At 62.3% G+C, this 26813-nt stretch carries 27 protein-coding genes; 8 read left to right on the forward strand and 19 right to left on the reverse strand.

What is annotated here, in order from left to right; all coding sequences use genetic code 11:
• The first annotated feature begins 383 nt into the window (after positions 1 to 383).
• The 3 genes from CQ015_RS01725 to CQ015_RS01735 all read left to right on the forward strand — a co-directional run bounded on the left by CQ015_RS01725 (position 384) and on the right by CQ015_RS01735 (position 3497).
• Positions 384 to 1652, forward strand: a complete 1269-nt coding sequence (locus CQ015_RS01725) for a glycine betaine/L-proline ABC transporter ATP-binding protein (protein ID WP_105649187.1) — start codon at positions 384 to 386, stop codon at positions 1650 to 1652.
• A complete protein-coding gene (locus CQ015_RS01730; RefSeq protein WP_105649188.1) occupies positions 1652 to 2548 on the forward strand; it encodes a proline/glycine betaine ABC transporter permease in 897 nt (298 codons plus the stop codon). Before CQ015_RS01725 ends, CQ015_RS01730 begins: the two co-directional genes overlap by 1 nt.
• Before the next feature lie 64 nt (positions 2549 to 2612).
• Positions 2613 to 3497: a glycine betaine ABC transporter substrate-binding protein gene (locus CQ015_RS01735; protein ID WP_105569141.1), complete on the forward strand. Its 885-nt coding sequence runs from the start codon at positions 2613 to 2615 to the stop codon at positions 3495 to 3497.
• 79 nt (positions 3498 to 3576) lie between these two features.
• On the opposite strand, the gene CQ015_RS01740 is transcribed toward CQ015_RS01735, so the two are convergent.
• The 13 genes from CQ015_RS01740 to CQ015_RS01800 form a co-directional block, all read right to left on the reverse strand.
• Positions 3577 to 3897: a DUF2469 domain-containing protein gene (locus CQ015_RS01740; RefSeq protein WP_096287037.1), complete on the reverse strand. Its 321-nt coding sequence runs from the start codon at positions 3895 to 3897 to the stop codon at positions 3577 to 3579.
• A 16-nt stretch (positions 3898 to 3913) separates the two neighbouring features.
• Entirely contained in the window at positions 3914 to 4621 is a 708-nt protein-coding gene (locus CQ015_RS01745; RefSeq protein WP_105569142.1) for a ribonuclease HII, read from the reverse strand.
• Positions 4622 to 4632: 11 nt separating this feature from the next.
• Positions 4633 to 5337: a signal peptidase I gene (lepB, locus tag CQ015_RS01750; protein ID WP_105649189.1), complete on the reverse strand. Its 705-nt coding sequence runs from the start codon at positions 5335 to 5337 to the stop codon at positions 4633 to 4635.
• Positions 5338 to 5494: 157 nt separating this feature from the next.
• Positions 5495 to 6043 (reverse strand): hypothetical protein, encoded by a 549-nt coding sequence (locus CQ015_RS01755; protein WP_105569144.1) that lies wholly within the window; start codon positions 6041 to 6043, stop codon positions 5495 to 5497.
• Between the two features lie 169 nt (positions 6044 to 6212).
• A complete protein-coding gene (locus CQ015_RS18665; RefSeq protein WP_146113329.1) occupies positions 6213 to 8465 on the reverse strand; it encodes a trypsin-like serine protease in 2253 nt (750 codons plus the stop codon).
• 400 nt (positions 8466 to 8865) lie between these two features.
• Complete coding sequence (lepB, locus tag CQ015_RS01765; protein WP_105569145.1) at positions 8866 to 9513, reverse strand: signal peptidase I; 648 nt, start codon at positions 9511 to 9513, stop codon at positions 8866 to 8868.
• A gap of 13 nt (positions 9514 to 9526) precedes the next feature.
• Positions 9527 to 9886, reverse strand: a complete 360-nt coding sequence (rplS, locus tag CQ015_RS01770; RefSeq protein WP_105554629.1) for a 50S ribosomal protein L19 — start codon at positions 9884 to 9886, stop codon at positions 9527 to 9529.
• Between the two features lie 235 nt (positions 9887 to 10121).
• The gene (trmD, locus tag CQ015_RS01775; protein ID WP_096287886.1) at positions 10122 to 10931 is read right to left on the reverse strand and encodes a tRNA (guanosine(37)-N1)-methyltransferase TrmD; all 810 of its coding nucleotides are present in this window, start codon (positions 10929 to 10931) and stop codon (positions 10122 to 10124) included.
• 5 nt (positions 10932 to 10936) lie between these two features.
• The gene (rimM, locus tag CQ015_RS01780) at positions 10937 to 11467 is read right to left on the reverse strand and encodes a ribosome maturation factor RimM (protein ID WP_105569146.1); all 531 of its coding nucleotides are present in this window, start codon (positions 11465 to 11467) and stop codon (positions 10937 to 10939) included.
• A 155-nt stretch (positions 11468 to 11622) separates the two neighbouring features.
• Positions 11623 to 11862 (reverse strand): RNA-binding protein, encoded by a 240-nt coding sequence (locus CQ015_RS01785; protein WP_105554626.1) that lies wholly within the window; start codon positions 11860 to 11862, stop codon positions 11623 to 11625.
• Between the two features lie 2 nt (positions 11863 to 11864).
• Positions 11865 to 12275 carry a 30S ribosomal protein S16 gene (gene rpsP, locus CQ015_RS01790; RefSeq protein WP_105554625.1) on the reverse strand — a complete coding sequence of 137 codons (411 nt, stop codon included), beginning with the start codon at positions 12273 to 12275 and terminating at the stop codon, positions 11865 to 11867.
• A gap of 214 nt (positions 12276 to 12489) precedes the next feature.
• A complete protein-coding gene (locus tag CQ015_RS01795; RefSeq protein ID WP_105649190.1) occupies positions 12490 to 14109 on the reverse strand; it encodes an HNH endonuclease signature motif containing protein in 1620 nt (539 codons plus the stop codon).
• A gap of 70 nt (positions 14110 to 14179) precedes the next feature.
• Positions 14180 to 15703, reverse strand: a complete 1524-nt coding sequence (locus CQ015_RS01800) for a SulP family inorganic anion transporter (RefSeq protein WP_105569148.1) — start codon at positions 15701 to 15703, stop codon at positions 14180 to 14182.
• A 189-nt stretch (positions 15704 to 15892) separates the two neighbouring features.
• Here CQ015_RS01800 and CQ015_RS01805 point away from each other — a divergent pair, with 189 nt between their 5' ends.
• Together CQ015_RS01805 and CQ015_RS01810 are read left to right on the forward strand one after the other, a co-directional pair.
• Complete coding sequence (locus tag CQ015_RS01805; protein ID WP_105554622.1) at positions 15893 to 16288, forward strand: MerR family transcriptional regulator; 396 nt, start codon at positions 15893 to 15895, stop codon at positions 16286 to 16288.
• A gap of 91 nt (positions 16289 to 16379) precedes the next feature.
• Positions 16380 to 17171, forward strand: a complete 792-nt coding sequence (locus CQ015_RS01810) for an acyltransferase (protein WP_258134050.1) — start codon at positions 16380 to 16382, stop codon at positions 17169 to 17171.
• Between the two features lie 9 nt (positions 17172 to 17180).
• On the opposite strand, the gene CQ015_RS01815 is transcribed toward CQ015_RS01810, so the two are convergent.
• The 3 genes from CQ015_RS01815 to CQ015_RS01825 all read right to left on the reverse strand — a co-directional run bounded on the left by CQ015_RS01815 (position 17181) and on the right by CQ015_RS01825 (position 19716).
• Positions 17181 to 17429, reverse strand: a complete 249-nt coding sequence (locus tag CQ015_RS01815; protein ID WP_105569149.1) for a hypothetical protein — start codon at positions 17427 to 17429, stop codon at positions 17181 to 17183.
• A gap of 46 nt (positions 17430 to 17475) precedes the next feature.
• Positions 17476 to 18735 carry a hypothetical protein gene (locus tag CQ015_RS01820; protein ID WP_146113330.1) on the reverse strand — a complete coding sequence of 420 codons (1260 nt, stop codon included), beginning with the start codon at positions 18733 to 18735 and terminating at the stop codon, positions 17476 to 17478.
• 111 nt (positions 18736 to 18846) lie between these two features.
• Positions 18847 to 19716 carry a VOC family protein gene (locus tag CQ015_RS01825; RefSeq protein WP_105569151.1) on the reverse strand — a complete coding sequence of 290 codons (870 nt, stop codon included), beginning with the start codon at positions 19714 to 19716 and terminating at the stop codon, positions 18847 to 18849.
• A 232-nt stretch (positions 19717 to 19948) separates the two neighbouring features.
• On the opposite strand from CQ015_RS01825, the gene CQ015_RS01830 reads away from it, so the two are divergent.
• Both CQ015_RS01830 and CQ015_RS01835 read left to right on the forward strand, forming a co-directional pair.
• Positions 19949 to 21040 carry a thermonuclease family protein gene (locus tag CQ015_RS01830; RefSeq protein WP_181148264.1) on the forward strand — a complete coding sequence of 364 codons (1092 nt, stop codon included), beginning with the start codon at positions 19949 to 19951 and terminating at the stop codon, positions 21038 to 21040.
• Between the two features lie 220 nt (positions 21041 to 21260).
• Positions 21261 to 22973, forward strand: coding sequence for an AMP-binding protein (locus CQ015_RS01835; RefSeq protein WP_105569152.1), 1713 nt, complete (start codon positions 21261 to 21263; stop codon positions 22971 to 22973).
• 1 nt (position 22974) lies between these two features.
• On the opposite strand, the gene CQ015_RS01840 is transcribed toward CQ015_RS01835, so the two are convergent.
• Together CQ015_RS01840 and CQ015_RS01845 are read right to left on the reverse strand one after the other, a co-directional pair.
• Positions 22975 to 23991 (reverse strand): iron chelate uptake ABC transporter family permease subunit, encoded by a 1017-nt coding sequence (locus tag CQ015_RS01840; protein ID WP_105554618.1) that lies wholly within the window; start codon positions 23989 to 23991, stop codon positions 22975 to 22977.
• Entirely contained in the window at positions 23988 to 24935 is a 948-nt protein-coding gene (locus CQ015_RS01845) for an iron ABC transporter permease (RefSeq protein ID WP_258138449.1), read from the reverse strand. Before CQ015_RS01845 ends, CQ015_RS01840 begins: the two co-directional genes overlap by 4 nt.
• Before the next feature lie 221 nt (positions 24936 to 25156).
• Between CQ015_RS01845 and CQ015_RS01850 the strand changes: the two genes are divergently transcribed.
• Positions 25157 to 26143, forward strand: a complete 987-nt coding sequence (locus CQ015_RS01850; protein WP_258133773.1) for an iron-siderophore ABC transporter substrate-binding protein — start codon at positions 25157 to 25159, stop codon at positions 26141 to 26143.
• 133 nt (positions 26144 to 26276) lie between these two features.
• Here CQ015_RS01850 and CQ015_RS19195 read toward each other — a convergent pair whose 3' ends face one another.
• On the reverse strand, positions 26277 to 26405 hold the full coding sequence (locus CQ015_RS19195; RefSeq protein WP_258133772.1) for a hypothetical protein: 129 nt from the start codon (positions 26403 to 26405) through the stop codon (positions 26277 to 26279).
• Between the last annotated feature and the right edge of the window lie 408 nt (positions 26406 to 26813).

The following is a 26813-nucleotide window of genomic DNA, read 5'->3' on the forward strand; positions in this document are numbered from 1 at the left end:
CAAGCCACTACATAGGACTATTAAAGATAGGTTCACTTATCAGTTTTTGACTCCGGGTCTATAACAATTGGGTAACGTGCGATTCAGCGCCTAGAATCCGCGATAAGTTGAGGTTTTAGGAGCATGATATTGGAGGATTTTGCACTTAGCCAGAGAACTATTCTCCGGCAATTTGTTAGTGTGGATATCCGGTCTCGACATGCAGTTTGTGTCGACCAAGAATAAAAGAATCAAGGACCCTGCACGAGCTGAAGGCTTACTTCGGGCCGTGCAAGCAAGAAGCGAGTGCCAGCGATCTTTAGTTCGAGGATTCGACTGCTGCGACCGCGGCTTGTGGTCCCCAATCGGCCCGTGCCTTCACAGGTAGACGGGCAGTGGAGACAATGACCAGCAACATCGCCGTCAAGGTCGAGAACTTGTATAAGGTCTTCGGTCGCAAACCGCAGGAAGCGGTGAAGAAGCTCAAAGCCGGTACGAAGCGGCAAGATCTGCCTGCATCGAACACCGCAGCCGTCATCGATGCCTCCTTTGAAGTCAAAGAAGGCGAAATTTTCGTCGTCATGGGCCTCTCCGGCTCGGGCAAATCCACGCTGATCCGCACGCTGAATGGCCTGTGGGACGCTACCTCGGGGCAGATCACCGTCGGGGAAGACAAGATCACCGGGATGTCCGCCGCGAAGCTGCGCGAGGTGCGGAGAAAACGCGTTTCGATGGTTTTCCAGCACTTCGCCTTGCTGCCGCACCGCTCCGTGTTGGCCAATGTGGCCTACCCGCTCGAACAGCAAGGCGTGGGCCGGGCCCAACGGCTGTCCACCGCCGCAAAAACCTTGGATCTGGTCGGATTGACCGGCTGGGGCGACAAGATGCCCAGTGAACTATCCGGTGGCATGCAGCAGCGCGTAGGCATCGCCCGAGCGCTGGCTGCAGACACCGAGCTGCTGCTCATGGACGAGGCGTTCTCCGCCCTTGACCCGCTGATCCGCCGCGAGATGCAAGAACAGCTGGTTCAGCTGCAAGCCAAGCTCGGCAAGACCATCGTGTTCATCACTCACGATTTGAATGAGGCAATGTTCCTCGGGGACCGGATCGCGGTGATGCGCGACGGGCAGATCGTCCAGGTGGGCACCCCGGAGGAAATCCTGATGGATCCGGCCAACGACTACGTGGCCCAATTCGTGCAGGATGTGGACCGCGCCCGCGTGCTGACCGCCTCCTCGGTGCTCGAGCCGACCAGGGCGGTCATCCAGGAGACGGCCGGGCCGCGCAATGCCTTGCGCACCATGCACGAGATGTTCCTCTCCGCGGCGATCGTCACCGACCGGGACCGCAAGGTGCTGGGCATGATCACCGACCGGGACGCGCTGAAGCTGGTACGCCAGGGCGAGACTTCCATCGTCTCGAAGATCCAGCCGCTGGAATCGGTGAACCGCGACACGCAGCTGATTGACCTGTTCGTTCCCTCGGTGGAGTCCCCCTTGCCGGTGACCGTCACCGATAGCGAGAACCGCTTGCTGGGAGTGATCCCGCGGGTGACGCTGCTGGCGGCCCTGGCTTCCACTGCCCCACCGACCGAAGAAATGACGGTGCTGGATCAGCCGCTGCCGGGCAATGTTGTCAGCGCGGCCCTGCAGGGCGCCGGGGAGGAAAACTAATGGACGACTTTATTATTCCGGTAGGAGATGCCGCCGAAAAGGGCGTCGACTGGGTCGTAGACAATATGGGCCCGTTCTTCGATTTTCTCCGCGCGGTCTTTGTGGAGATGTACGACGGGGTCTACTACGTGCTGGGCACCCCGCACTTCTCGATCATCATCGCGTTGGTGGCGCTCATTGCGCTCTTCGCCCGCGGCTGGCAGTTCATGCTCGGCGCGGCGCTCGGGCTGGTTTTGATCGTGGGCATGGACCAATGGGATAACGCCATGGTCACCTTGGCTCTGGTGCTGGTGGCAACCTTCTGGGCGCTGCTGATCTCGCTGCCGCTGGGAATTTGGGCGGCGAAGTCGCAGACCTTCTCCCAGATCGTCCGGCCATTTTTGGACTTCCTGCAGACCATGCCAGCCTTCGTCTACCTGATTCCGGCGCTGATGCTCTTCCGCGTCGGCGTGGCCCCGGGCATCGTGGCCACCATCGCCTTCGCGCTGGCCCCCGGCGTGCGCTTTACCGAACTGGGCATCCGCTCGGTGGACAGCGAAGTGGTCGAGGCCGGGCAGGCCTTCGGCTCCTCCTCCGGGCGCATCCTGCGCCAGATCCAACTACCGCTGGCGCTGCCGACCATCATGGCCGGCGTCAACCAGGTCATCATGCTCTCGCTGTCCATGGTCGTGATCGCCGGCATGGTCGGCGCCGGCGGCCTCGGCGGCGACGTGATCGCCTCGCTGGGCCGGCTGGATACCGCGCTGGGCGTCGAGGCCGGTCTGGGCGTGGTGATCCTCGCGATGATCCTGGACCGGCTGACCAATGCCTTCGGACGGCAGTCCGGGCTCTTCGCCTGGTTCGCCAAGCGCCGCAAGGCCGCAGCCAAGGCGAAGGAACAAGAACTCGCGGCCTGAACCCCGCGCCGAACCACCAATGAAACCGGCGGCTTAGCCCGCCACCCCGAAAGGAAACACGCACATGAAACGCAATTCCCTCAAAGTCGGAGCGGTTCTCGCGGCCAGCGCACTGGCGTTGACCGCCTGCGGCAACGACGGCGGCAGCGAAGCCGCCGGAGAAGACAAGAAGCTGAATATCGCGGTCTTCAACGGCTGGGATGAAGGCATCGCCAGCAGCGAGCTGTGGAAGGCGGTGCTGGAGGAGAAGGGCTACGAGGTCGAGCTGACCAACTCCGACGTCGCTCCCCTCTTCCAGGGCCTGTCCTCGGGCGACTACGACCTGACCACCGACGTGTGGCTGCCGGTCACGCACGCCTCCTACCTGGAGGACTACGGCGATGACATCGAGGATCTGGGCGCGTGGAACACCGAGTCGCGGCTGACCGTAGCCGTCAACGAGGACGCGCCGATCGATTCGCTGGACGAGTTGGCGGCGAACGCGGACAAGTTCAACAATCGCATCGTGGGCATCGAGCCCGGTGCCGGACTGACCGAGGCCATGAATGAGGCGGCCATCCCGGAATATGGTCTGGACGATATGGAATTCCTGACCAGTTCCACCTCCGCGATGCTCACCGAGCTGGAAACCGCGACGAAGAACAACGAGAACATCGTGGTCACCCTCTGGGAGCCGCACTGGGCGTACAGCGCATACCCGGTGAAGAACCTGGAAGACCCGAAGGGCTCGCTGGGTGACGCCGAAGGCATTCACACCTTCAGCCGCGCAGGCTTCGCCGATGACCACGCCGAGGTGGCCAAGTGGATGGGCGACTTCAAGATGGATCTGGAGACCCTCTACGACCTGGAGAACCTGCTGTTCGTCGAGAACGACACCGATGACTACCAGCCGCTGGTCAAGCAGTGGATGGAAGAGAACCGCGAGTTCGTCGACGGCATGACCAGCTAACCCACGCCGCGTTAGCCGTTTTGCGCACGAAGGCTCCCAACCAGTTGCTGGTTGGGAGCCTTCGGTGCATTCGGTGCGTTTAGCCCTGCAGCCCTTCTTTGGGGATCTGCAGTTCGTCGCGGTTCAGCTCCTCGACGTTCACATCCTTGAAGGTCAGCACCTTCACGGTCTTCACGAAGCGGCCCTGGCGGTAGATATCCCAGACCCAGGCGTCGGTGAGGTTCAGTTCGAAGTACACCTCGCCGGAGTCGGTCAGGGTCTTCACATCGACCTGGTTCGCCAGATAAAAGCGGCGTTCGGTTTCCACCACATAGTTGAATAGCCCCACCACAGCCTTGTACTCGCGGTACAGCTGTAATTCGAGGTCTGATTCGTAGTTTTCGAGGTCTTCGGCAGCCATGGTTCGTCCTTTGTCTCTAGGTTTTACCTTGGGCCTTTTCGGGCTTGGAAGTCAAGTTCCAACTTTTCCGGTGCAATGCGCAGGGGCCAAGTTTTTCGATTGCCGCCCGATGCGTGGCGGTGGCATAGCCCTTATTGATTTCCCAGCCGAAGGCCGGATGCTCGGTGGCGGCCTGGACCATGATCCCATCGCGCTCCACCTTCGCCAGGATCGAGGCGCCGGCGATCGCCTGGCAGGTCATATCTCCCTTGATGATGGTGCGCACCGGAATGTGCAGTCCCACCGGTTCGCGGTCATCGTCCAGCAGGTCGAAAAGATCTTGCTCCGGCGCGGTGAGCCAGTCGTAGCTGCCGTCCAAGAGGATCGCCTCCGGGGCCACGGCGCTCTGTGCGACCGCGCGGGTGCCGGCCAGGCGCAGCGCCCCGGTAACCCCAAGCTGATCGATCTCCGCGGCGCTGGCATGCCCCACGCCGTAGCCGAGCGCCCATTCGCGCACCGGGGTCACAAGTTCTTCGCGGCGCGCGGGGGTGAGCAGCTTCGAATCGCGCAGTTCGGGGAATTCGGTCACGTGCTGCATGTCGATGACGCTGACGCCCACCGTGATGGGGCCGGCCAAGGCGCCCCGGCCCACCTCATCCACCGCGCCGATGAAGCGCACGCCGTGCTCGGCCGCCAGGGCCCGCTCGTGCTCCAGGGTTGTGGGCTGTGCCTTTGCCGTTGCCATGGGTCAGGTTCCTACTTGCTGCCGGCGTCGGGGACGTTGGCGAAGACTTCTTCGTGGGTGTCGATCCCGCCGATTCGATTCAGCGGCCAGGAGATGACCGAGGCACGGCCCTGCACGGACTCCAGGTCCACGAAGCCGCCCTGGACATCGACGTGGAAGCGCGAGTCGGCGCTGGCGCCGCGGTGATCGCCCATTACCCAGATCTTTCCCTCCGGGACCGTCACCTGGAACTTGATATCGCTCGGTGCGTCGCCCTCGAAGATGTAGGATTCGTTGATGGGTTCGCCGTTGATGGTGAGCTTGCCATCGGAGCTGCAGCATTCGACGGTGTCCCCCGGCATGCCGATGATGCGCTTGACCAGGTACTGTTCGTCGGCGGCCGGCAGCACGCCAACCCAGGACAGCGCGTTCTCGAAGGCGGTCGGATCGTTCTCCAAAGGCGGCAGCCACTGCAGGTCGTCGCGGAAGACCACCACGTCGCCGCGTTCGAGATCGAACGGGCCGGGGGTCATCAGGTTGGCGAAGATGCGGTCGTTGATCTGCAGCGTGTTCTCCATCGACCCCGAGGGGATGTAGTACGCACGGAAGAAGAACGTCTTGATGAGCAAGGAGAGCGCAATAGCAATGACGAGAATGATCAGCACTTCTCGTACAAATCGCCAAAGCCGGTACAACGGGCCCCGCGTTGGGGGTACTTCTGCGGATTCGGCGCTCACGTTCGGTTTCTTACCTTTCACTGTCTTGCAATAGTTCTCATCTTACTTGGCGCGCAGGTCGTTGCGCCGGAGGCCAGCTCAGCGTGTAAAAGTCGCGGCTTAACGCGCAAAGCCGGCCAAGCATCAGGTGTGCTTGGCCGACCTTCAACGCAACCGGTTAATTGGCGCGGGTGGCGATGCCGCCGCTCTTCTGGTATTCGACCGGGATGCCGCCCAGTGGCTTCTCCGCTTCCAGCAAGGTCTTGATTTCTTCCAGGTGGCTGGAATCCACCGACAGGGTCAAACCACCGATTTTCGGATTCAGGGTGTAGCCGTGGATCGAAACGTTCAGTGGGGCTTCCAGCCCCGCCTGCCACTTCATCACGTCCTTGATGGCCTGGCGAAGGTCATCGGCGGAGTACTCAACTAGGTGCGGCTCCGCACCGGCTTCCTCGATGGCCTTCATCTGGCTTTCGTCGGTGGTCGACACGTTGAGCTTGCCGTCTTCGATCCAGCCCTGCACATAGTCCTCCCCCAAGGTGGCGGACAATGCGTCATTGGTTTCTAATAGTGCGTTTTGGTCCACAACATTCTCGCTGCCGGTAGGTTCAGTAGTTCCTTCACCGCTCGTGGAGGCCTGCCCGCAACCGGAGAGCATGAGCCCTGCGACGACTGCGGTGGATGCCAGTGCAAGTGAACGACGAGCTGATGGGGATTTGTAGATCATGGTACTACCGCCTCAAGGTCATTAGGATCACCTAGGAAGATGATAACTGGACTTCTGCAAAGTATTCGGTGAGGCACATGTGTGCCAAGTGAAAGTGCCCCGCAACCGTTGCCGGTAGCGGGGCACTTTCGGGTCGTGGCCGAAGCTACAACCGTTTAGGGATTATCCCTTAGCTGTGGCGACGGTTTCCGCGGCGGAACAGCAGGAACATTGCGCCTACGAGAGCCAGGGCTCCACCAGCGGCGATCAGCGGAACGGTGCTGGAACCGGTATCGGCCAGCGGGTCCTTCTTCTCAGGCGACTTGGTTGGAGTCTGGTCATCCTTTGGAGCCTCGGTTGGCTCTTCGGAATCATCCTCGGTTGGAGTTGGCTTAGCCGTCTCGGTTGGCTTCTCCGTTGGAGTAGCCGACTCGGTTGGCTTCTCCGTTGGAGTAGCCGATTCGGTTGGCTTCTCCGTTGGAGTAGCCGACTCGGTTGGAGTAGCCGACTCGGTTGGAGTAGCCGACTCGGTTGGCTCCTCAGTTGGAGTAGCCGACTCGGTTGGCTCCTCAGTTGGAGTAGCCGACTCGGTTGGCTCCTCAGTTGGAGTCGCGGTTGGCTCCTCAGTTGGAGTCGCGGTTGGCTCCTCAGTTGGAGTCGCGGTTGGCTCCTCGGTAGGAGTTGGGGTCGGCGTCGGAGTTGGCTCCGGAGCCGCAACGAGTACCGAACCGGTTGCATTGCCCGACTTGTTGTAGCCGTTCACTGCGGTCATGCGGAAATTGAACTCGCCTTCTTCTGCAGGTGCAACGAAGGTGAAGGTTCCATCTGACTTGACGTCAGCGAGCTTGTACAGCTTGCCGTCAACAACGATACGAACCTGGGTGCCGGCCGAAGGGCCTTCAACAGTACCGGTGATGGTTGCGCCTGGCTTGACTTCAGCGCCAGCTGCTGGCGAGCTCTGAGCCGGGGTGTTTACAGCGAACTTGACGGTGTAGCCACCGGTGTAGTCCTTTGCCTTGACGTCAGCCAGCGAGGTGTAGAAAGCGAGATCGTCGGCGTTGTCTTCGATACCGTCTTCACCGCCGGAGTTTGCCGAGTTGATGCCAACAGCCTTGTTGCCAACGAGCACTGCTCCACCGGAGTCGCCCTGATCCAGAATGCCCTGGTTAGGGTTCTCAGCGGTGTAGCCCCAGACGGCACGAATGTCATCATCGTAGCCGCCGACGAAGAACATGCCTTCGCCGAGAATGGTCGAGCAGCTCCAACCGGTGGTGCGACCCACCGAGCAAGCCTCGGAACCAACGGCAGCCTTCGAAACGCCGGTTACCTGGATAACCTTCGAACGCTCATCGGCGCCAGCTGGCCACTGCGTTACTTCGTTGTGCAGGGTCAGTTCAGGGTTGATGTCGTCAATGACTGCGATATCGGTACCTGGCTCGGCCTGATCCAGCTCATCCTGGGTCAGGTCCGGGGTGATCGGAACACCGTAGTTGTTCGGTCCACCGAACTGGCTGAACCCAAAGGTACCGAGCGCAGCGCTGATGCCTTCTACTTCATTTGGTGCGGTGTGTTCAACGACGAAGGTGTTCTTGAATGCGCCGTCTTCGGTGCAGTGCCCTGCGGTCAGTACTGCATCGGCGCCCTCTGGGTTCCAGGCGTTGAAGCCGATGGAGCAGAGGCCTTCAACATTGTCGCCGGTGCGCGCTGCGCCGTAGCCCATGCCACCGTAGATGTCGGTCAGGGCGCCAGGCTTTACCTCGCTACCCTCCACGAGCTTCACATTGGTTGCTTCTTCGGCGAACTCTTCCAAGGTCAGCAGTTCTTCTTCTGCTGCCTTGGTGGCCGTGGCCTTTGGCGTAGCCTTCTTCTCGATGCTGGCTGGCCCGCTTGCAACGATTTCGAACGGCTTACCGCTACCGGTATTCATGATGGCGGTCAGTCGAGTCATTTCGACTGGTGCAACATTGTCGCGAAGTTCGTCGTAGACGTCATTCACGTTGGAGATCTTGCCGACCTCAGCGTTGATCTTCAGGCTGACAGCCTTAGGAGCTGCGCTTGCGACTACAATTTCCTTGGCTTTCTTGGCATCTTTAGCGCCAACTTCAACCTCGGCCTTGCCGTCTTTGACGCTGGCCTTGACCTTTACGCCTTCGGCTTCAAGCTTCTTGGTGACCTCGGCAACGGTGTCGTTTGCCTTTGCGTCTTCAAGGTACTTCTCCGGCGACTTGTTCAAGTCGCGCTCGATAGCCTCGTCCAAGCCCTTGGTGTCTACTGCGACATCCGAGGCAGATGGCGTAACGCTCGGGCTCTGCGAAGGTGCCGGAGTGCTTTCAGCCTTATCGGCTGCGACTGCGGGAGCAATGAAGCTACCGCCAACCACCAGTGCGGTGGCTGCGGCAGCGACAATGCCGCGCTGCGCAGTCATGTTCTTTGGTTTTGGCATTAAAGCTTCTCCCAGTTAAGTGGTGCGATCGCTTGAAGGTCGCGACCCGGTCTGGGCGCACTTCAGAGCAGTGTGTTGTTACCAAATTGAAACAATATCGGCTTTACAGAGGGAGTTTCAAGGAGCGAGTCCAACAAACGGAGATATTCACTCGAACATTTACCCTTGTCATTCCACCGCCGAGGGATCTTCTTTTGAATCAATGCCGAACCAAGGAGATAGTTTAAGATTGCATTTCGGTTACTTACCGCTAGTCAACTAAGTGCGGGCTGAGAATTCGCAATGAATTCTCAGCGGTCTCGGAAAAGCTTGTATTTTCAAGCATTGGTTGCACGGGGGTATTCGCGCTGGGTGAAAAGTTTTTAAAGTTTTTCGACTGTTCGGGGATGTTGCGGGCTTATTACTCGATATCGGTGCGCTGATCCAGCGGCCAAACAATCTGCGTTGCCTTACCGACGACCCGATCGACACTGATCATACCGCCGCCACTTGATCCGAGCAGGGCCCTGGAGTCTTCAGACCTTGACCGGTGATCCCCCATAACCCACAATCGCCCCTCGGGGACGACCCCGATGAATTCTTGTTCGCTGGCCGCATCTCCTTCATATATATACGGCTCGTCTGTCGGCACACCGTTGATACTGAGCTTCCCATCCGAGCCGCAGCAGTCTACCGTGTCACCGCCAACGGCAATCACGCGTTTAATGTAGGTATTTTCGGTCCCGCTAAGGCGCAGCGCGCCGAGCAGGTCATCGGCGAAGGATGCGCGGGCGTATGGAAGAAATGAACCGCGGCCGTCGAAGACGATTACATCTCCGCGTTGCGGATCTGCGTGGGCATAGGCGCGACGGTCGACCATGACGCTTTGCCCGGGATTAAGCGTGCTCTGCATCGAGATGGACTCGATGCGGTAGACATCCAGCACCAGTGCGCGGATGAATAGGGTGGCGATAAGGCCACAGATGACGGCGAGAACAACGAAGCGCCAGACCCAAAACCAGGTCCGGCGCTTCGTGATTGCTCGCTCGGGGCTAGCAATCTCGTTCATCAGAGAACAGAGATTACTTCTTGCCGCCGAAGTCGCGCTTCTCGCGGATACGCGCAGCCTTGCCGTGACGATCGCGCATGTAGTAAAGCTTTGCACGACGCACGTCGCCCTTGGTCACTACCTCAATCTTGTCGATGATTGGGGAGTGAACTGGGAAGGTACGCTCAACACCGGTACCGAAGGAAACCTTACGCACGGTGAAGGTCTCGCCCAGGCCGGAACCGTGGCGACCAAGGACGTAGCCCTGGAAAACCTGAACACGCGAGTTCTTACCTTCGATGATGTTGACGTGAACCTTCAGGGTGTCACCCGGAGCGAAGGCTGGAACGTCGGAGCGCAGCGAAGCTGCATCTACTGAGTCAAGAATATGCATTGTGCATCCTCTAGGATCAATGCCACAGGTCACCGAATCCTCGTAGCGGAGCTCATCAACCGATAAGGCGATCTCTCCGAAACGTGTTACCACCGGCAGCCTGTCGCTGCCGATGCGGCGGTTTTTCCGTGTCCCTCATCCCCCTGTGGCAGGAGTAGGACAAAAACACACCAAGAAACAATTTTGCCATATTCTGCCTAGGGGCGCGAGTATGCGCACCCGGCTCGATGGTGATCTAGGACTCTTTAGCCCAGTCCAGCTCCGATTTTGCGATGATTTCTCCGTCGACAACGGCGAATCCAGAGTGCCAGAGAGCATCGCGATCCTTGCGGTTCAGCTTGCTCGCATCGAGCAGTTGGATGAGATCCGGACGGCGAGTGGCGGTACGGCGAATCTGTTCGTCGCGGCGGAAGCGGGCCACCCGTGCGTGGTTGCCGCCGAGCAATACCTCCGGCACCTCGCGGCCGCGCCAGGCGGCAGGCTTGGTGTAGACCGGGTATTCGAGCAGCACATCCGAGTGGGATTCTTCGACCAGGGATTCCGGGTTGCCGATCACTCCGGGGATGAGTCGGGCGATGGCCTCAACCATGACCATCACCGCTACTTCTCCCCCATTGAGCACATAGTCCCCGATGCTGACGGGGATGACGGTGAAGTTCTCGTGCGCGTATTCGATGACGCGCTCGTCGATTCCTTCGTAGCGTCCGCAGGCGAAGACCAGGTGCTCTTCTTCGGCGAGGTCATAGGCCATCTGCTGGTCGAATACCGCTCCGGCCGGGGAAGGAACGATTAAGATTGGTTTGCGATCCGCCGGGGCCGAAGCACGCACGGTGTCCAGCGCCTGGCCCCATGGCTCGGGCATCATCACCATGCCGGCGCCGCCGCCGAAAGGGGTGTCGTCGACCTTGTGGTGGCGGTCGGTGGTGAAGTCACGCAGGTTGGTGACGTTCAAGTTGAGGATTCCGCCCTCGCGGGCGCGGCCGATCAGCGATAGATCCAGCGGTGCAAGGTACTCCGGGAAGATGGAGACTACGTCGATGCGCATAATGCTTACTTTTCTTCCTCGGAATCGTCCTGGTTCAGCTGCAGCAGCCCGGCTGGCGGGGTGATGGTCAGCGTGCCGGCTTCCAGATCAACGTCGGGGACAAATTCGTCCACGAACGGCAGGTAGATCTCCTCGCCATTGTTGTCCTCGAAGACCAGGAGGTCTTGGGCCGGGTTGGTGCGCAGCGCGGTGATCACGCCGACCTGCGTGCCTTCGTGCATCACCTTCAGATCGAGAAGCTCATGCTCGTACCATTCATCCGATTCGCTTTCTTCCTCGCCGGTGACCTCGATTTCGAGGCGTGCCTGGCGCAGGGTTTCTGCGGTGTTGCGGTCCTTGATTTCTTCGAAGGCGACCAAAAGAATGGTTTTGTTCCAGCGCGACTTGCTGACGGTCAAGGTTTTGACCGGACCGTCGATGACGTGGAGCACCTCGCCGGGTGCGAAACGTTCATCTGGGACGTCGGTGAGGACCTGAACGGTCACTTCGCCACGGATTCCGTGGGGCTTGCCGATACGTGCTACCTGCAATCGCATAATCTGGTGATCATTCTCCTTGGATTCACGGGACGGTGCCACGCGCTGTGGTGCCAAAAGCTGGCGGGTGAAACACGAGAAGGAGTTTCCGCCCTGTTGAGCGGAAACTCCTTCTGTGGTGAGATCAGCTTGCGCCTGACCTCAAAGTTGCTTGGCTAGCGGCTACGATCGGTGTCGATAACATCAACACGAATCGGCTCCTTAGCCAACGCTGCCATCACGGTACGCAGTGCCCGTGCGGTACGTCCCTGGCGACCGATCACACGACCGAGATCATCCGGGTGCACACGCACTTCGAGCAGGTCGCCGCGGCGGTTGGACTTCAGGGCAACCCTGACGTCTTCCGGTTCCTCGACTACCCCGCGAACCAAATGGTCCAGCGCATCGGCAAGCATGATTACTCGGCCTCGGTGGCTTCAGCTTCTGCCGGCTCGGCAGCTGGCTTCTCGGCCTTCTTGGTGATGGCCTCCTTGAGGATCACCGAACCCTTTTCAGGAGCAACGAATGCAGGCTTAGGCTCGGCAACCTGGTAGGTGCCTTCCTGGCCTTCGATGCCCTTGTGCTTCTGCCAGTCACCAGTGATGGTCAGCAGCTTGTGTACCTGCTCGGTTGGCTGGGCGCCAACGGAAAGCCAGTACAGTGCACGCTCGGAATCGATCTCGATGATCGATGGGTTCTCGGTTGGGTGGTACTTACCGATCTCCTCGATGGCACGGCCATCGCGCTTGGCGCGCGAGTCCATAACAACAACGCGGTAGAAAGGTGCGCGCATCTTACCGAAGCGCTTCAGACGAATCTTTACGGCCACTTTAGTGGTCTCCTGTTTCTCAACATGGGCGAGCCAAACGTTTCGCGCCTGTGGGGCAGGCCGTACTAGTTCAACTCTAAAAAAGGACAGGATCTATCACGGAGAGAGGGTCCACAATAAATCGAGTACCTTCCAATCATGCCAGAGACTCACAAGCGATACCAACTCAATCTTTGTGGGATGCGCTACTGAGCCGGCTACTCCCGGGCTCGGGTTAGGCGACGGCAGAGAAGTAGCTATTGCGCCGCGGTATTTGCGCCGGGTCCAGATACTTGGGCAGCAGGATGTGCGGCAGGCTATCGACCATGGCAATTCTAAGCAATCTTCGATGGATTGCCGTGTGGTGCTGCCGGCAGAGCACCGCGCAGTTTTCCACGCAGGTCTTGCCGCCGCGTTCCCACCAGTTGCAATGGTGGTATTCGAGCATTTCATGCGGGGCCGTGCATCCGGGGACGATGCACCCGCGGTCCCGGGCGAAGGCAGCTCGCTTGATCGGCTCCGGGAAGAGCCGCTGGGATCTGCCGACATCGAGCACCTGGCCGTTGCCGCCGAAGACGATCGGGATGATCTGGGCATCGCAGAGGAGCTGGCGAAGTTCGCCGGGGTCGAGTTCCACACCGTGCGCGGTCAGCCCCTTGGCTTGGGCCAGGTCTTCGAGGTTCTGCGCCTGCATGTTCACCAGGATCTGCGGGGTAACGGTCTTGGCGCCCGGTGCCGAGTGGGTCAGTGAGGCGAGCAGCGCGTTCAGGCGGCGCTGGGCCACCGTGACCTGGTCCGCTTCGGCCGCATGGTCCGCGGCCCCTGTTGGTGCCTCCGGGCCGGGAGTGGGATTTCCGGCTGACTCGGGTGCGGAGGCTTCATGCTCCGCCGGGATCTGCGCCCACGCCGGGGCGGGCCGATCGCTGTCGAATAGCGTTTCGGGGGCCGGTTCGGGTGGGTTGGCGGCGCGCGCTGCTTGGCCGCTTCGGGTGCGCGGGTTGTCCGCCTGTCCGACAAATGAGCGGAATTGCTCGGCTTGGGCTCCTTTGACGCGCACCAGATAGGTATCCACCCCGTTGCGGGTGCCGCGGCTGAAGAACCCGCATTCGGGCTCGGTGGCCTGCGCGTGGGCTTTGCGGTAGCCGGCCAGCAGGTCCGTGAACTTCTTTTCCCCGGTGGCGCGGTCTTCTTCGGTGAGCAGCTTGACCGCATGAGCCTGCATCGGCCGTCCGTCTCGGTGCGTTGCCACCGGGTCCAGTGGCGCGCCCTCGAAGCTGGTATCTGCCGGTTCCAGCTGCTCCAGGCTGCGGGCGGTTTTGGCGACGCGTCGTGGGTCGAGGCTTTCATGCCCGGAATGCAGTGTTGCGAGCTCTGCGAAGCGCGGCGACAGTGCGCTGCCGTCCATATTGCGCCGGGCCACCAGCAGGTGGGCGTCGTTGATCCGCCGGTCCGCCTCGTGGAAGTCCAGCCCGAGCCAGCCGGCGGTGAACCCGGCGGCATTCCGGTAGAGGGTGCGTCCGGATTCCTGGCGCGCCGGCCGGGAGTAGTCTGCCCGGTGGTCGCGGACCGCGCTCAGCTCTTCTTCGGCGAGCAGATGCGCGCCGGTTCCCTCGCAGTGGGCCGCCGCGCGAAGTTGCTCGCGCACGGCGTAGCGGAAGATGTTTTCGATGCACAGCGCGTGGGCGGCGGCCACGCGCGGGTCCGTTGATTCGCGCAGCCGGACCGAAAGCTTCTGCAGCACCTCCAGGCACAGCTCCATGACCTCGAGGAGCACGGCGATGGCGCCTTGCGGGATGCTCCCGGTCACGAATTCACGCAGTCCGGTCAGTCCGGCCGCTAGCTGGGAAATACTCATGCAGCCATCATCACGCCATTTCCGGCTGCGCCCCGCGGGCGCCGACGGGCTGTGGAGAACTTCGGCCGGGCTAGTGCCCGCCGCCGAGCTTGCCGCCCAGGCGTTCGCGCATCTTCAGGCTCGCCGCGTTCAGCCCCTCGATTTCCACGGTCTTGCCGTACTTCTCGTACTTCGCGCCGATGGCGTCCAGCGCGGCGCTGGTGGAGGCGTCCCACAGGTGCGAGTTGTGCATGTCGATGACCACGCGGTCCGGATCCTCGGCGTAGTCGAACTGGGTGTAGAGGTCGTTGGAGGAGGCGAAGAACAGCTCCCCGTTGACCTCGTACTTGGCGATCTGCACCCCGAAGTGCTCCTCCAGGCGGCGTTCAACGGTGACCAGGTGGGCCACCCGGTTGGCGAAGAGCACCATCGCGGTGAGCACCCCGACACCCACGCCGATGGCCAGGTTGTGCGTGGCGACGGTGACCACGACGGTGGCCAGCATGACGGTGGTTTCGCTCTTGGGCATCATGCGCAGGGTGGCGGGCTTGATGCTGTGCCAGTCGAAGGTGGCCACCGATACGAAGATCATCACGGCCACCAGCGCGGCCATCGGGATCAGCGCCACGATGTCGCCCAGGACCACCACCAGGATCAGCAGGAACACCCCGGCGAGGAAGGTGGAGATGCGGGTGCGCGCCCCGGAGGCCTTGACGTTGATCATGGTCTGCCCGATCATCGCGCAACCGCCCATGCCGCCGAAGAAGCCGGTGATGATATTCGCCGCGCCCTGCCCCCAGGACTCGCGGGTCTTATTCGAGCGCGTGTCGGTGACGTCGTCCACCAGCTTGGCGGTCATCAGGGATTCGAGCAGGCCGACGAAGGCCATGGCCAGCGCGTAGGGGAAGAGCACCTGCAGGGTTTCGAGGTTCAGCGGCACATCGGGGAAGAACAGCGCCGGCAGGGATTCGGGCAGCTGACCCTTGTCCCCCACGGTGGGCACGGCCAGCGAGGCCAGCACGGTGATCAGCGTGAGCACCACGATGGCCACCAGCGGGGCCGGGACGGCGGTGGTGAGCCTGGGCAGGCCGAAGACGATGAGCAGGCCCAGGGCCACCAGCGGGTAGACCAGCCAGGGCACGCCGAGCAGTTCGGGCACCTGGGAGAGGAAGATCAGGATGCCCAGGGCGTTGACGAAGCCGACCATCACCTGGCGCGGGATAAAGCGCATCAGCTTGGCCACGCCGAGCAGCGCGAGCAGCACCTGGAAGATGCCGGCCATGATCACCGCGGCGATGAAGTAGTCGATGCCGTGGCTGGCCACCAGCGGCGCGATGACCAGCGCGATGGCGCCGGTGGCCGCGGAGATCATCGCCGGCCGCCCGCCGAGGAAGGCGATGGACACCGCCATGGTGAAGGAGGCGAAGAGCCCGAGGCGCGGATCCACCCCGGCGATGATGGAAAAGGCGATGGCCTCGGGGATCAGCGCCAGGGCCACCACCAGCCCGGCGAGCACCTCGGTCTTGAGCAGCCGCGGGGATTTGAGCGTGCGCAGCACCGATTGGCGCTCTTCCGGCGTGGGAACCGGGGGTGCTGCCGTGGTTTTTGTCGCCATTACCGGCTCCGTTCAGGAAAGGGGGCGAGCGCGGTGGCACCGCGTTGCATAGAATCAGTGGGGTGTGCGCGGCCCTGGCCTCGGGCAGACCAAGGCCGAGACCGGGAATGGCCCCGGCGGCGCAGCAACCGATTCAAACTTACCTTAACGTAAGGGTAGAGTTTAAATCCGAGGGACAAGGAGCACCACATGGACGAATCCACCCCGGCCCCGGCCGAGGCCGCACCGAGAATGCACATCGGGGACATCGCCGAGGCCACGGGCCTCTCCCAGCGCACCATCCGCCACTATGACGAGGTGGGCCTGCTTCCGGCGACCACACGCAGCGAGGGCGGCTTCCGGATCTACACCCCCGCCGACCTGGCGCGCATGCTGGTCATCCGCTCGATGAAGCCGCTGGGCTTCACCCTGGAGGAGATGGGCTCGCTGCTGGACACCGTGGACACCCTGGCCGGCGATCCGCAGAACGCGCCCGCCCGCGCCCTGCTCGCCGACTACCTGCAGCGGGCCACCGAGAAGCGCAATAAGCTCGCGCTGAACCTCGAACGCGCCGATAAGTTCATCGAGGACCTGCGCGGCCGCTAGCCTGCACGCCAAGGGTGAGACAGCTGGCAGTGCCCTGCGAATCAGCCGGGTTCCGGCCCGCCGGCCGGGTTGAGCGCCTAGAGTCGTGAGCGTGATTGAACTTACCGCGCTCAGTAGCTACGAGGACGAGCTGGGCAACCGGATCGAGTCCCCCACCGTTTTCGAGAAGAACATAGCGATCAAGATCCGCGGGAAAAACAACCGCGTGCTGGTCGACCCGGACGCCAAGATCGGCCGGCTGGACCTGGTGTTCGACTGCGACAACGGGACGCTGCTCATCGGCCCCAGCAAGAAGAAGGGCTGGCAGCTGAACATCCGCATCGGGCAGGATGCCACGGTGCAGATCGGCCGCGACCTGACCACCACCGCCAAGGCCTTGGTCAGCGCGGTGGAGGGGGTGACCGTGCGCTTCGGCGATGATGTGATGATCGCCAGCGGAAACCAGTTCCGCGCCGATGACGGGCACCCGATCTTCGACGTGAAAACCGGCAAGCGGATCAACCCGGCCAAGGACATCACGGTCGGCAGCCATGTCTGGATCGGCGCGCAGGCCGCGCTGCTGGCCGGGGCCAGCATCGGGGACGGCTCGGTGATCGGCTACCGCAGCCTGGTCACCGGCAAGATTCCGAACAATGTCATTGCCGCGGGCACCCCGGCGCGGGTGCTGCGCAGGAATATCGCCTGGGAGCGCCCGCACCTCTCCTTCCACAAGCCGCCTTATAAGCCCGATGCCTCCACGGTCACCAAGAGCGAGGCGTACTGGAACGACACCGTCGAAGCGCAGGAACACGCGGCGATCGCGATGCCGCAGGTGCAAAGCCAGCTGCCGAAAAACCTCATTCGGCGCGCCGCGGCGAAACTCGGCCGGATCACCGGCGCCTAGCCCCTTGCGCTATTCGACGGTCCAGCCCTGGGCCTCGGAGCTTTCGCCCGCCGAGAGCCCTCCCAGCTTTTCCATAAGCTCCACGTACTCCGCGACGCTGTCCAGATCCTTGTATACGCCTTCGATGGGCATCTTCCGGTAGCTGTCAACGAGATGGGCCGCGTGATTGTCGAGAGTGGATTCGGCGTAGGAGATCGCCAACTGGTTGCTGCTCTGCGGCAGTCCGGTTTCCGGGTCCATGCTGGGCAGAGGGCTCATGGTGATCTCCTTTCGGCTACCTTCAGCATACGAGCTTTGTCCTAGTTCAACCATGGCCGCGGGGAGAAAATTTCCTCGGCTTGCGCACGGCCCGCTCGGCCAACCAGAACCCCAGCGCGAAGGCGCCAAATGCGTAGGCAATCAGCCAGAGCAGGGTCCACATCCGCGGCGACCACTGGACGGATAGGGCTCCGGCCATGGTCAGCATCGACAGGGCCAGGAGAATATTGATCAGGCGGAGCCGGTATAGGGCCCTGGCCACAACCCCCGGCTCGGGCGCCCGTGCCATCCAGGACATGAAAAGCGCCGGCGCAACGAGTATCACCGAGGAGGAAATTGAGCCCGACCAATTCCGGCTCAGGTAGTAATCGGTCGGACCCAGCCAAATCGCGAAGCTGGCGAGGATGAATACCCAGACTAGGAGCAAGGCCCACCGGGTGAACGCGCGGATCCCCGTCGGAGCGGGCCGGATTCGGAATTCCACTCCGGCTTTGGCGAAACGCGGAATGAAAATCAGGTTCTGGATATGGGATATCGGACCCAGGGTGGTTGCAGTGGCAATGCTTCTGACCACGCGTCCGGTCACGCTGCCGTGCTCGAGGCTGGTTTCGAAAATCGCAAGCTCTGGCGGGACCAGCACCTCATGATGCAGGCTTCGCGAAAAACCGGGATCGGACACGTCGAAACTGTAGACGTCGTTGTCTTGGAGAATCCTTGGCGGTGGAACCGGGTTCATGGGCAGGTCGTACCCATAGCTGAGAATGGTTCGCTGCCCCAAGGCGCCCTCGGGGACTTCCACGAGCACAACCCATGAGTTCGCGAGCAAATGGATGAAGTCGTTGATGAACCGGATCGTGGGATTGGCCGCCTGCAACTGCGGATAGGCCTCAAGCAATGCGGTCGGTGGAACCGGAGCAATGGCTTCGGAATTATTGACAAATTTTAGCTGCGCCCGGCGTTCGGCAGCATTGGACGTGAATTCGATTCCCGCCTGTTCAACGACGCTGACCAGCATGTCCGCCACCAGTCGGGTTGACCGTTCCTGATTAATCACGGCCAGCGGAGCTCCCGAACTGTCCCTGACCCAGAATCCGGTTAACACCTTCTTATCGAGGATCGCGATGGGAATGACCACCCGGGAAGTACTGCCGGCTATTCGTGCCGAAGCCGGCGGGGTCAAATCCAGGGAATTCTTCAGCAGTACCCGGCCAGGTGTTGTGTGGTCACTGGTCTGGATTCTGCGGTGCACCCACTTGGGCGAGGCGATAACCATGCTCCGAAGCCTGTCACCCTCATTCGAGGCCATCGCCGGTCACCCCTCTCCGCATCCGATGACTGGAGATTACCACCGCGCAACGAATCTGGATATGCGCAAGGCGAAAACGGCCGGTACTCCGCCGATCCGGCGGCGAAATAGTTAGCCGACCGCCACGCGCAGCTGGTTGTTCCAGGGATCCATGAAGCGCAGTTCGGCTCCGGTGTGGTGGTTTTCCACCTTTGCGAAGCTCAAGCGTTCGGCTAGCTTGCCGACCTCCTCCTCGGTCGGGACGTTGATCAGCACCTCTCCCAATCCGAGGGTGTCCTTGCGCGGCCCGGCGCCGCGCGAATTCCACACGTTCATCGCCATGTGGTGGTGGTAGCCGCCGGCGGAGACGAACAACGCCTGGTTGCCCAGGGAGGTGGTCTCATCGAAGCCCAGGGTATTGACGTAGAACGCCCGGGCGGTGGCCACGTCTCCTACCTGCAGGTGCACGTGGCCGATTTCCGCCTCCGCGGTGCGCTGCGCGGCAATGGCCTGCTCGCTCAGGTGCGAACTGAGGAACGCGTTCGGGTCCAGGTGCACGGTGTCCATGGCCACCTGGCCATCGGACCACGACCACGCCTCGCGCGGGCGGTCCCAGTACAGCTCGATGCCATTGCCTTCCGGATCGGTGAAGTAGAAGGCCTCGGAGACCAGGTGGTCCGAGCTGCCCACGAAGCGGCTCTGGTCGAATTGCGCGGCGGAAAGCACCGTGGCCGCGAGATCCGCCTGGGTTTCGAAGAGCAGTGCGGTATGGAAGAGGCCGGCCTCGCCGGCGGCCGGCAGCTGGAGCCCCGGAGCGTGCTGCAGGTTCACCAAGGTCTGCGTGCCGCGTCCGAGGCGCGTGCCCTGGGCCGATTCGCCCAGCACCTCAAGCCCGAGGGCCTGCTGGTAGTAGCCGCTCATCGCCTTCATGTCCCCCACCTTGAGCTGCACGGCGTTCATCTGGAGGTCTGCGGAGAGCTTGTCTGCTTGGAGGATCGTCATGGTGAGAGGCCTTTCTGGGTACCGGTCGACTGTTCTTGATTACTACCCTACTCCAATTTAGTTGAAGCTTCAAGTGTTTTGCCGATTGCTCGCAAGTGATCTCCAATACCCTCGGGCCCGCCACCCGCGGTTCACAATCGGATTTAAGTTGACGCGACAATGTTTCTCTTCTTGAATGAGCGAAGGGAGCTCATCACCCCACCCCACTCGCAGCTTCAAAAGGAAGTCATCAATGAGCAAGAAAAGAACCGCCTGGATTTCGATCGGCGTAACGGCCGCCCTGGTCACCGGCGGCGCGGTATACGCGGGCACCTTGAATAGTGACTCGCGCGGCACGGTAGTCCGCGTGATCGACGGGGACACCGTGGATATGCGCATCGCCGGCGAGGAAACCCGCGTGCGGCTCCTGAACATCGACACCCCAGAGACGGTGGACCCGGATAAGGCCGTCGAATGCATGGGCCCCGAAGCCTCCGACTACCTCAAATCGCTGCTCGCCCCGGGGGACAAGGTGAAGCTCGAGTACGACATCGAACGCACCGATAGGTATGGACGCACACTGGCCGGTGTCTACAAGGATAAAAGCCTGATAAATGCCGAGATCGCGGCCGCCGGTCTTGGCATCGCGGTCAAATATGAGCCGAACGTCCGATTCTATGACGAAGTGCTTCGGGCAGAGAAGGAAGCATCGACCACGACCGCCGGGCTCTTCGACCCAAACGCCGAATGCACTATCCCAGCAAAGCTGGAAGAAGCCACGCAAGCTCTGGGCCAGCTTGGCGACGCTCCGGCGGACTCGATCAACGAAGCCGAAAGCCTGGCCGGAGAGGCCGCTGCCGCCATAGCACTCGGACAAGGCGCCAAAAGCGCACTGGACAAGCTCACGCCGAACACGCATCCCGTTGCTTATGCGCTACTCGCCACGCACTTTGCCAAGAACGTAGCGAATCTCGATACATCAATATCGCGTGCAAACGGCATCGAACAAGCACATCAAGACCATAAGACCGCTCTGATCAAGGCCGAGGAAGAGCGAAAGGAAGCCGAAAAGAAGAAAAAAGAGGAAGCAGCAAAGAAAAAGAAGGCAGCGGAAGAAAAAGCAGCCGAAGAACAGCGTCGCGCAGCCATAGAGCGACAGCAACAAGCTGCCGAACAAAAGGCCGCCGAGCAACGTCGCCTCCAGCAGCAGAAACCGAAACCGGCCGCACCCAAGGTTCAGCAGCCGCGACCGAAAACTCAGCAGCCGCGCCAGCAGGGACCCAGCAACTACACCGGTCCGCGCTGCTACGCACCCGGTGGCAAGTCATGGAAGCCGTGCCCCTAGAGCCCGCCACGGCGGCCTGGCTTCACCCAACCCCTCGGATTCCCCGCTGGTACGCGGTGGCCCCGAGGGGTTTGCCATCTCCATTCCCCTCGGACCCGCCACTCGGCTGCCGCGAATTCAAAAAGCAGCGCGCGGGTGCTTTGAAATGCTTTGACATCCAAGTAGATTGGCACGTAACGCAGGTCACCTTTTGAAACCACACGGAAGTTGGAGGACATCTATGAACGTCAGCGAGGAATTCCGCGCCGCCCGCAATCAACTCTTGGAGCTCCGCAAGGACTACTCGAAGGCCAAGGAGTCCTTCAGCTGGCCCGAGTTCACCCACTTCAATTTCGGCACCGACTGGTTCGACCACCTCGCCGCGGATCCGCAGCGAGGCGAGGAACCGGCCCTGATCATTACCGAACTCGATGGCAGTTCGACGCGGCGCACCTGGCGAGAACTCTCGGCCCGCTCCACCCAGCTCGCGCGCTGGCTCAGCGACCAGGGAGTGCAACGCTCGGATTCGATCGCCGTGATGCTCGGCAACCAGGTTGAGCTGTGGGAAACGATGCTTGCCGGCATCAAGCTCGGGGCGGTGCTCGTCCCCTGCACCACCCAACTGACCCCGGCTGACCTCGAAGACCGGATCGAACGCGGCCACGTGTCCTGGATGATCACCAATGAGTCGGAAATGCACAAGTTCGAGACGGTGCGCGGAGACTACCGGCTGATCCAGATCGGTGGCGCACCGGACGCCGGGATCCTCAGCTACGAGGACTCGCTCACCGCCGAGGCCGAGTTCGAATTGAGCGAGCCGACCCGGGCCGATGAGACCCTGCTGCGCTACTTCACCTCGGGCACGACCTCCAAGGCAAAACTCGTTGAGCACACCCACACCTCCTACCCGGTGGGGCATCTGAGCACGATGTTCTGGATCGGCCTGGAGCCAGGCGACGTGCACCTGAATGTGGCCTCCCCGGGCTGGGCAAAACACGCCTGGTCAAATCTGTTCACCCCGTGGATCGCCGAGGCCACGGTCTTCATCTACAACTATGAACGATTCGACGCCGCGGCGCTGATGGGCCAGATGGCCAAGGAGCAGGTCACCAGCTTCTGCGCGCCGCCCACCGTGTGGCGGCTGCTGATCCAGGCGGACCTGTCGCTGCTTCAAACTCCCCCGATCAAGCTGGTCTCCGCCGGGGAACCGCTCAACGCCGAGGTCATCGATCAGGTGCAGCGCGCCTGGGGCCAGGTGATCCGCGACGGTTTCGGGCAAACCGAAACCACCGTGCAAATCGCCAACCCGCCCGGAGAGCGCATCACCATCGGCGCGATGGGCCGCCCGATGCCCGGATACGAGGTGGTGCTCCGCGATCCGGCCACCGGCGCGGAAGGCGATCTCGGCGAGATCTGCCTGGTAACCGCTCCGCGGCCGCTGGGGCTGATGAAGGGCTACTTCGAGGACGCGGAGAAGACCGCCGAGGTGTTCCGGGACGGGGTTTACCACACCGGAGACATTGCCGAACGCGATGAACACGGGGTTCTCACCTATGTGGGCCGCGCCGATGACGTGTTCAAGTCCAGCGACTACAAGCTCAGCCCCTTCGAGCTGGAATCGGTGCTGATCGAGCACCCCGGCGTCGGCGAGGCGGCGGTGGTCCCGGCGCCGGATGACCTGCGCTTGACGGTGCCCAAGGCGTATATCGTCCCGGCGGCGGGCTATGAGCCCTCCCCCGAACTGGCGGAGAGCATCCTGGGCTTCTGCCGCGAGCATCTGGCGGCCTACAAGCGCATCCGCCGGATCGAATTCGCCGACCTGCCCAAGACGATCTCGGGCAAGATCCGCCGGGTCGAACTGCGCCGGGCCGAGGAAGACCGGCACCGCACCGGCGTAGTCGCGGGCACCGAATTCCGCGATTCGGACTTTCCCGCGCTGCGTCCGCGCGCCTAGCTCAGGCGCTGCGCACCCGCGTCTGGCGGATCACCAGATAGATCAGGTACGGCGCGCCGATCACGGCGGTGGCCACGCCCGCGGGAAGCACCACGGAGAATAGCCGGGCCGCGGCCAAATCCGCAAGCAGCACGAAGATGGCACCGACCAGCGCGCTATGCGCAACCGGCGGCACGGTGCTGCGCGCAATCAAGCGCGAAGCGTGCCCGCTGGCCAGCGCGACGAAGGCCAGCGGCCCGGCAATCACCGTCGCGGCCACCGCCAGCGCGGTGGCCAGGCCCAGCATGATGATGCGGTCCCGGCCCAGGTCCATGCCCAGCGCGCGGGAGGTATCCGAGTCCAGGGCGAGCACTTCGCGCTGGTTGCGCAGCGCCGCGGCCAGCGCGACGCCTATGGCGATGACCAGCGGGGCGATGGCCAGATCCGCCCAGGAAACGCCGTTGACGGTGCCCGCCATCCAGGTCAATGCCTGCTGCGCGTTGTACACGTCGCCCAGGGTCAGCATCCACGAGGTCAGCGCGGCGCAGAGCCCGCTCATGCCCAGTCCCACGAGCACCAGCCGGTTGCTCTCCAGCGAGCTGTGCCAGACCAGCGAGAAGACCAGCGCCGAGACCAGCAGCCCGCCCAGCGTGGCGGCGATCGGCAGCCCGTAGGCGTGCAGGAACATCGGCAGGCCCTGCACCTGGCTGGTGAGCGCCAGCAGCGCGACGGCGCCGAGCGCCGCACCGTTGGTCACGCCGAGGATATCCGGGCTGGCCAGCGGGTTGCGCGCCACGGTTTGGGTCAGCGCACCGGCCACGCCGAAGCCGACGCCGGCGCATAAGGCCGCGAGGCTGCGCGGCAGCCGGAATTCCATAATGGCCAGCTCGGTGCGTGGATCCGGGGATATGCCGAGCAGGCTGCCGACCACGTCGGGCAGCGGAATTGGGGTGCCGCCGATGGAAAGATGCAGGCAGAGCACCGCCAGCGTGGCCAGGAACAGCAGCAGCGCCGTCGGCGCGGTGCGTCGGGCGCTCATACGGTGACCGGCTTGCGTCGTCGGGCCACGTAGATGAAGAAGGGCGCCCCGAGCATGGCCACCACCACGCCGACCGGGAGCTCGCCGGGACGCGCCAGCATGCGCCCGAGCACGTCGGCGACCACCAGCAGCAACGCTCCGCAGACCGCGGAGCCCGGGATCACCCAGCGGTAGTCCGCGCCGAAGATCCGCCGCGCCACATGCGGCACCAGCAGGCCGAGGAAGGCGATGGGCCCGGCGAGGGTGACGGCCAGACCGGAGAGCATCACGATCGCCGCCAGGCCGATGCCGCGCGCCCGGGGCGCGGTGATGCCCAGGGCCCGGGCCGAGTCCTCGCCGAGGGTCAGGGCGTTGAGCCCGCGCGCGTTGGCCATGGCGAGCCCGGTCCCGGCCAGCAGCAGCGGCCAGAGCGCCAGGAACGAATCGTAGCCTTGGACCACGGAACCGACCTGCCAGAAGCGCAGCGTCTCCAACGCCGCCTCGCTGAGCAGCACGATGGCGGAGACCACTCCGGCGCACAGCGCGGTCACCGCCGCTCCGACGAGCACCAGGGTGATCGGCGAGGCGCCGCGTCCGTCCACCCGGCCGATGCCGAAAACTATCAGCGAAGCTACTAGTGCTCCGCCCAGCGCCAGCAGTGCCTGCGGCCAGGGCTGCAGCGGTCCGGAGAACACCGCCACCGAGACGATGGCCAGCGCGGCTCCCTGGTTGATGCCCAGCAGGCCCGGTTCGGCAATGGGGTTGCGGGTATGGCCCTGGATCAGGGTTCCGGCCATGCCCAGCGCGGCCCCGGCGGCCAGCGCGGTGACGGTACGCGGCCAGCGGATCTCCCGGATGGCGATGTCGCTGACCCGCTCATCGGGGCTGAAGAGCGCATGGCGCAGTTCGGCGATGCTCGAGGTGCTGCTGCCGATCCAGAGGCTCAGCAGCACCGCGGCGATCACACCGAGGGAAAGGGCGAGCAGGCTGGCGGCCCGTGCTGTGCTACGTGAAATGACTCATTACCCTTCGTGCGACGCGGGATGTTGCCCAAGTGGGCCAGAACCATGCTACTGTACATTTGGCAGATTGAGTTTACCCTTACCTAAGCTCGCGTCTAATAATTAGACTATGCGCCAATAAGTAAATCATCTTCACGGAAAGCACTCGCATGCATACTTCGCGCTTGATCGGCCTCACTGCAGCCTTGGCCGCCGCAACCCTCACCCTCGCATCCTGCGGCGGCGCCGCAACCTCCGAGACTCCCGCCAAGGAAAATGCATCCGCAGATTCCGGCTTCCCGGTCACCATCGAGCACTTCCGCGGAAAGACCGAGCTGGCCGAACGCCCGCTGCGCGTGGCGGCGCTGGATCCGTCCTATGTGGACGCCACGCTGCTGCTTGGCGCCGAACTGGTTGCGTATACCGAGTACCGCAAGTCCGGCAATCCCTTCCCCGAATACCTCGGCGACGTCACCGAGCTGACCGAGGACGCGGTGAACGTTGGCACCACCACCGAGCCGGATCTCGAAAAGCTGCTGGCCGCAGACCCGGACATCATCATCTCGGCCGACGTGCGCCAGGGCGGCATGTATGACCAGCTGAACAAGATCGCCCCGACCGTCTTCTCCGAGTCCACCGGACCGACCTGGAAAGAGAACGTCGTGCTGCTGGGCGAGACGCTGGGCAAGAAGAGCGAGGCGGAGCAGGCAGTGGCCGACTACGAAACCCGCGCGGCCGCCGTGGGCAAGGAAATCCTTGCGCAGCAGGCCGATACCACCTACTCGCTGGTGCGCTTCGCCGGCGAAGACACCGCCCGGCTCTACGCCACGGATTCCTTCATCGGTGAAATCATGGCGGATATGGACATTCCCCGCCCCAAGGACGCTCCGGACACCACCGAGTCCATCTTCGTACCGCTGTCTTCCGAGGAGATCCTGAAGGCCGACGCCGAGGTCATCTTCCAGTCCACCTGGGCACCGGAAGGCGCCGAGGGCGACGCGTCGCGGGATCAGGAAAAGAAGTTCACCTCCAACCCGCTGTGGAAGAAGCTCACCGGCGAGGTACTGCCGGTGGACGACTCGATCTTCCTTTCCTCGGTCTCGCTCCAGGGCGCCAATGAGGTCATCACCCAGGTGGCCGAGCACTTCGACGTGGATCCGCAGCTGTCCTAAGGCTGCTTGCCGCCAGCAGCTGGCGGCAGAACGCCATCGAGCCCCTGCCCGGCGATCATTCGCTGCGGTACAGGGGCTCGATTGGTGTTTAGTACTTAGTGCTTAGTGCACAGCGCTCATGGCTGGCTCTTAATTATTTGGCTGACTTCCGCACCGGCTCGGTGACCGTATCAGCGTGCTTCAAGCGCTTTTCGGCGCGCTTTTCCTTGATGGACTTGCCGGGTTTTTTCGCATCGCTCTTGCGTGGTGACTTGTTCGACATAATGTGCCGTCCTTGCCGGAAATGCCGCGCATTTCCAAAAATGGGGAGGGTACCCCGTTAGCCCTAGCCTAGGATATGCGGCAGTTTTTCTCTAGCTTTCGTCCGCCAGCGAAATGCGAATGTACGGTGCTGCAGCTGGATACCGAAAAAGCAGTCCGTAGAAAATCCCCATCTGGCTTTCGCGCTCGGACCTGCATCGGCGGATTCAAGACAAGACGCTTGCGAGTTCTTTCCCCTGGGGATCCAGAATTCTTCGAGACCGTCGGGAAGATATCCCTAAGTGATAACCGGTGGGTCACTTTCTATCAGATAACCGGATAAACGATAGAAGGTACGCCACCGGCAGCCAGATAGCAGGGCCGCAGAGACTAGAGGTGATAGCCAGAAAGAACTTTTCTATCAGATAAC

It is taken from the genome of Arthrobacter sp. MYb221 (assembly GCF_002979835.1).
Lineage (GTDB): Bacteria > Actinomycetota > Actinomycetes > Actinomycetales > Micrococcaceae > Glutamicibacter.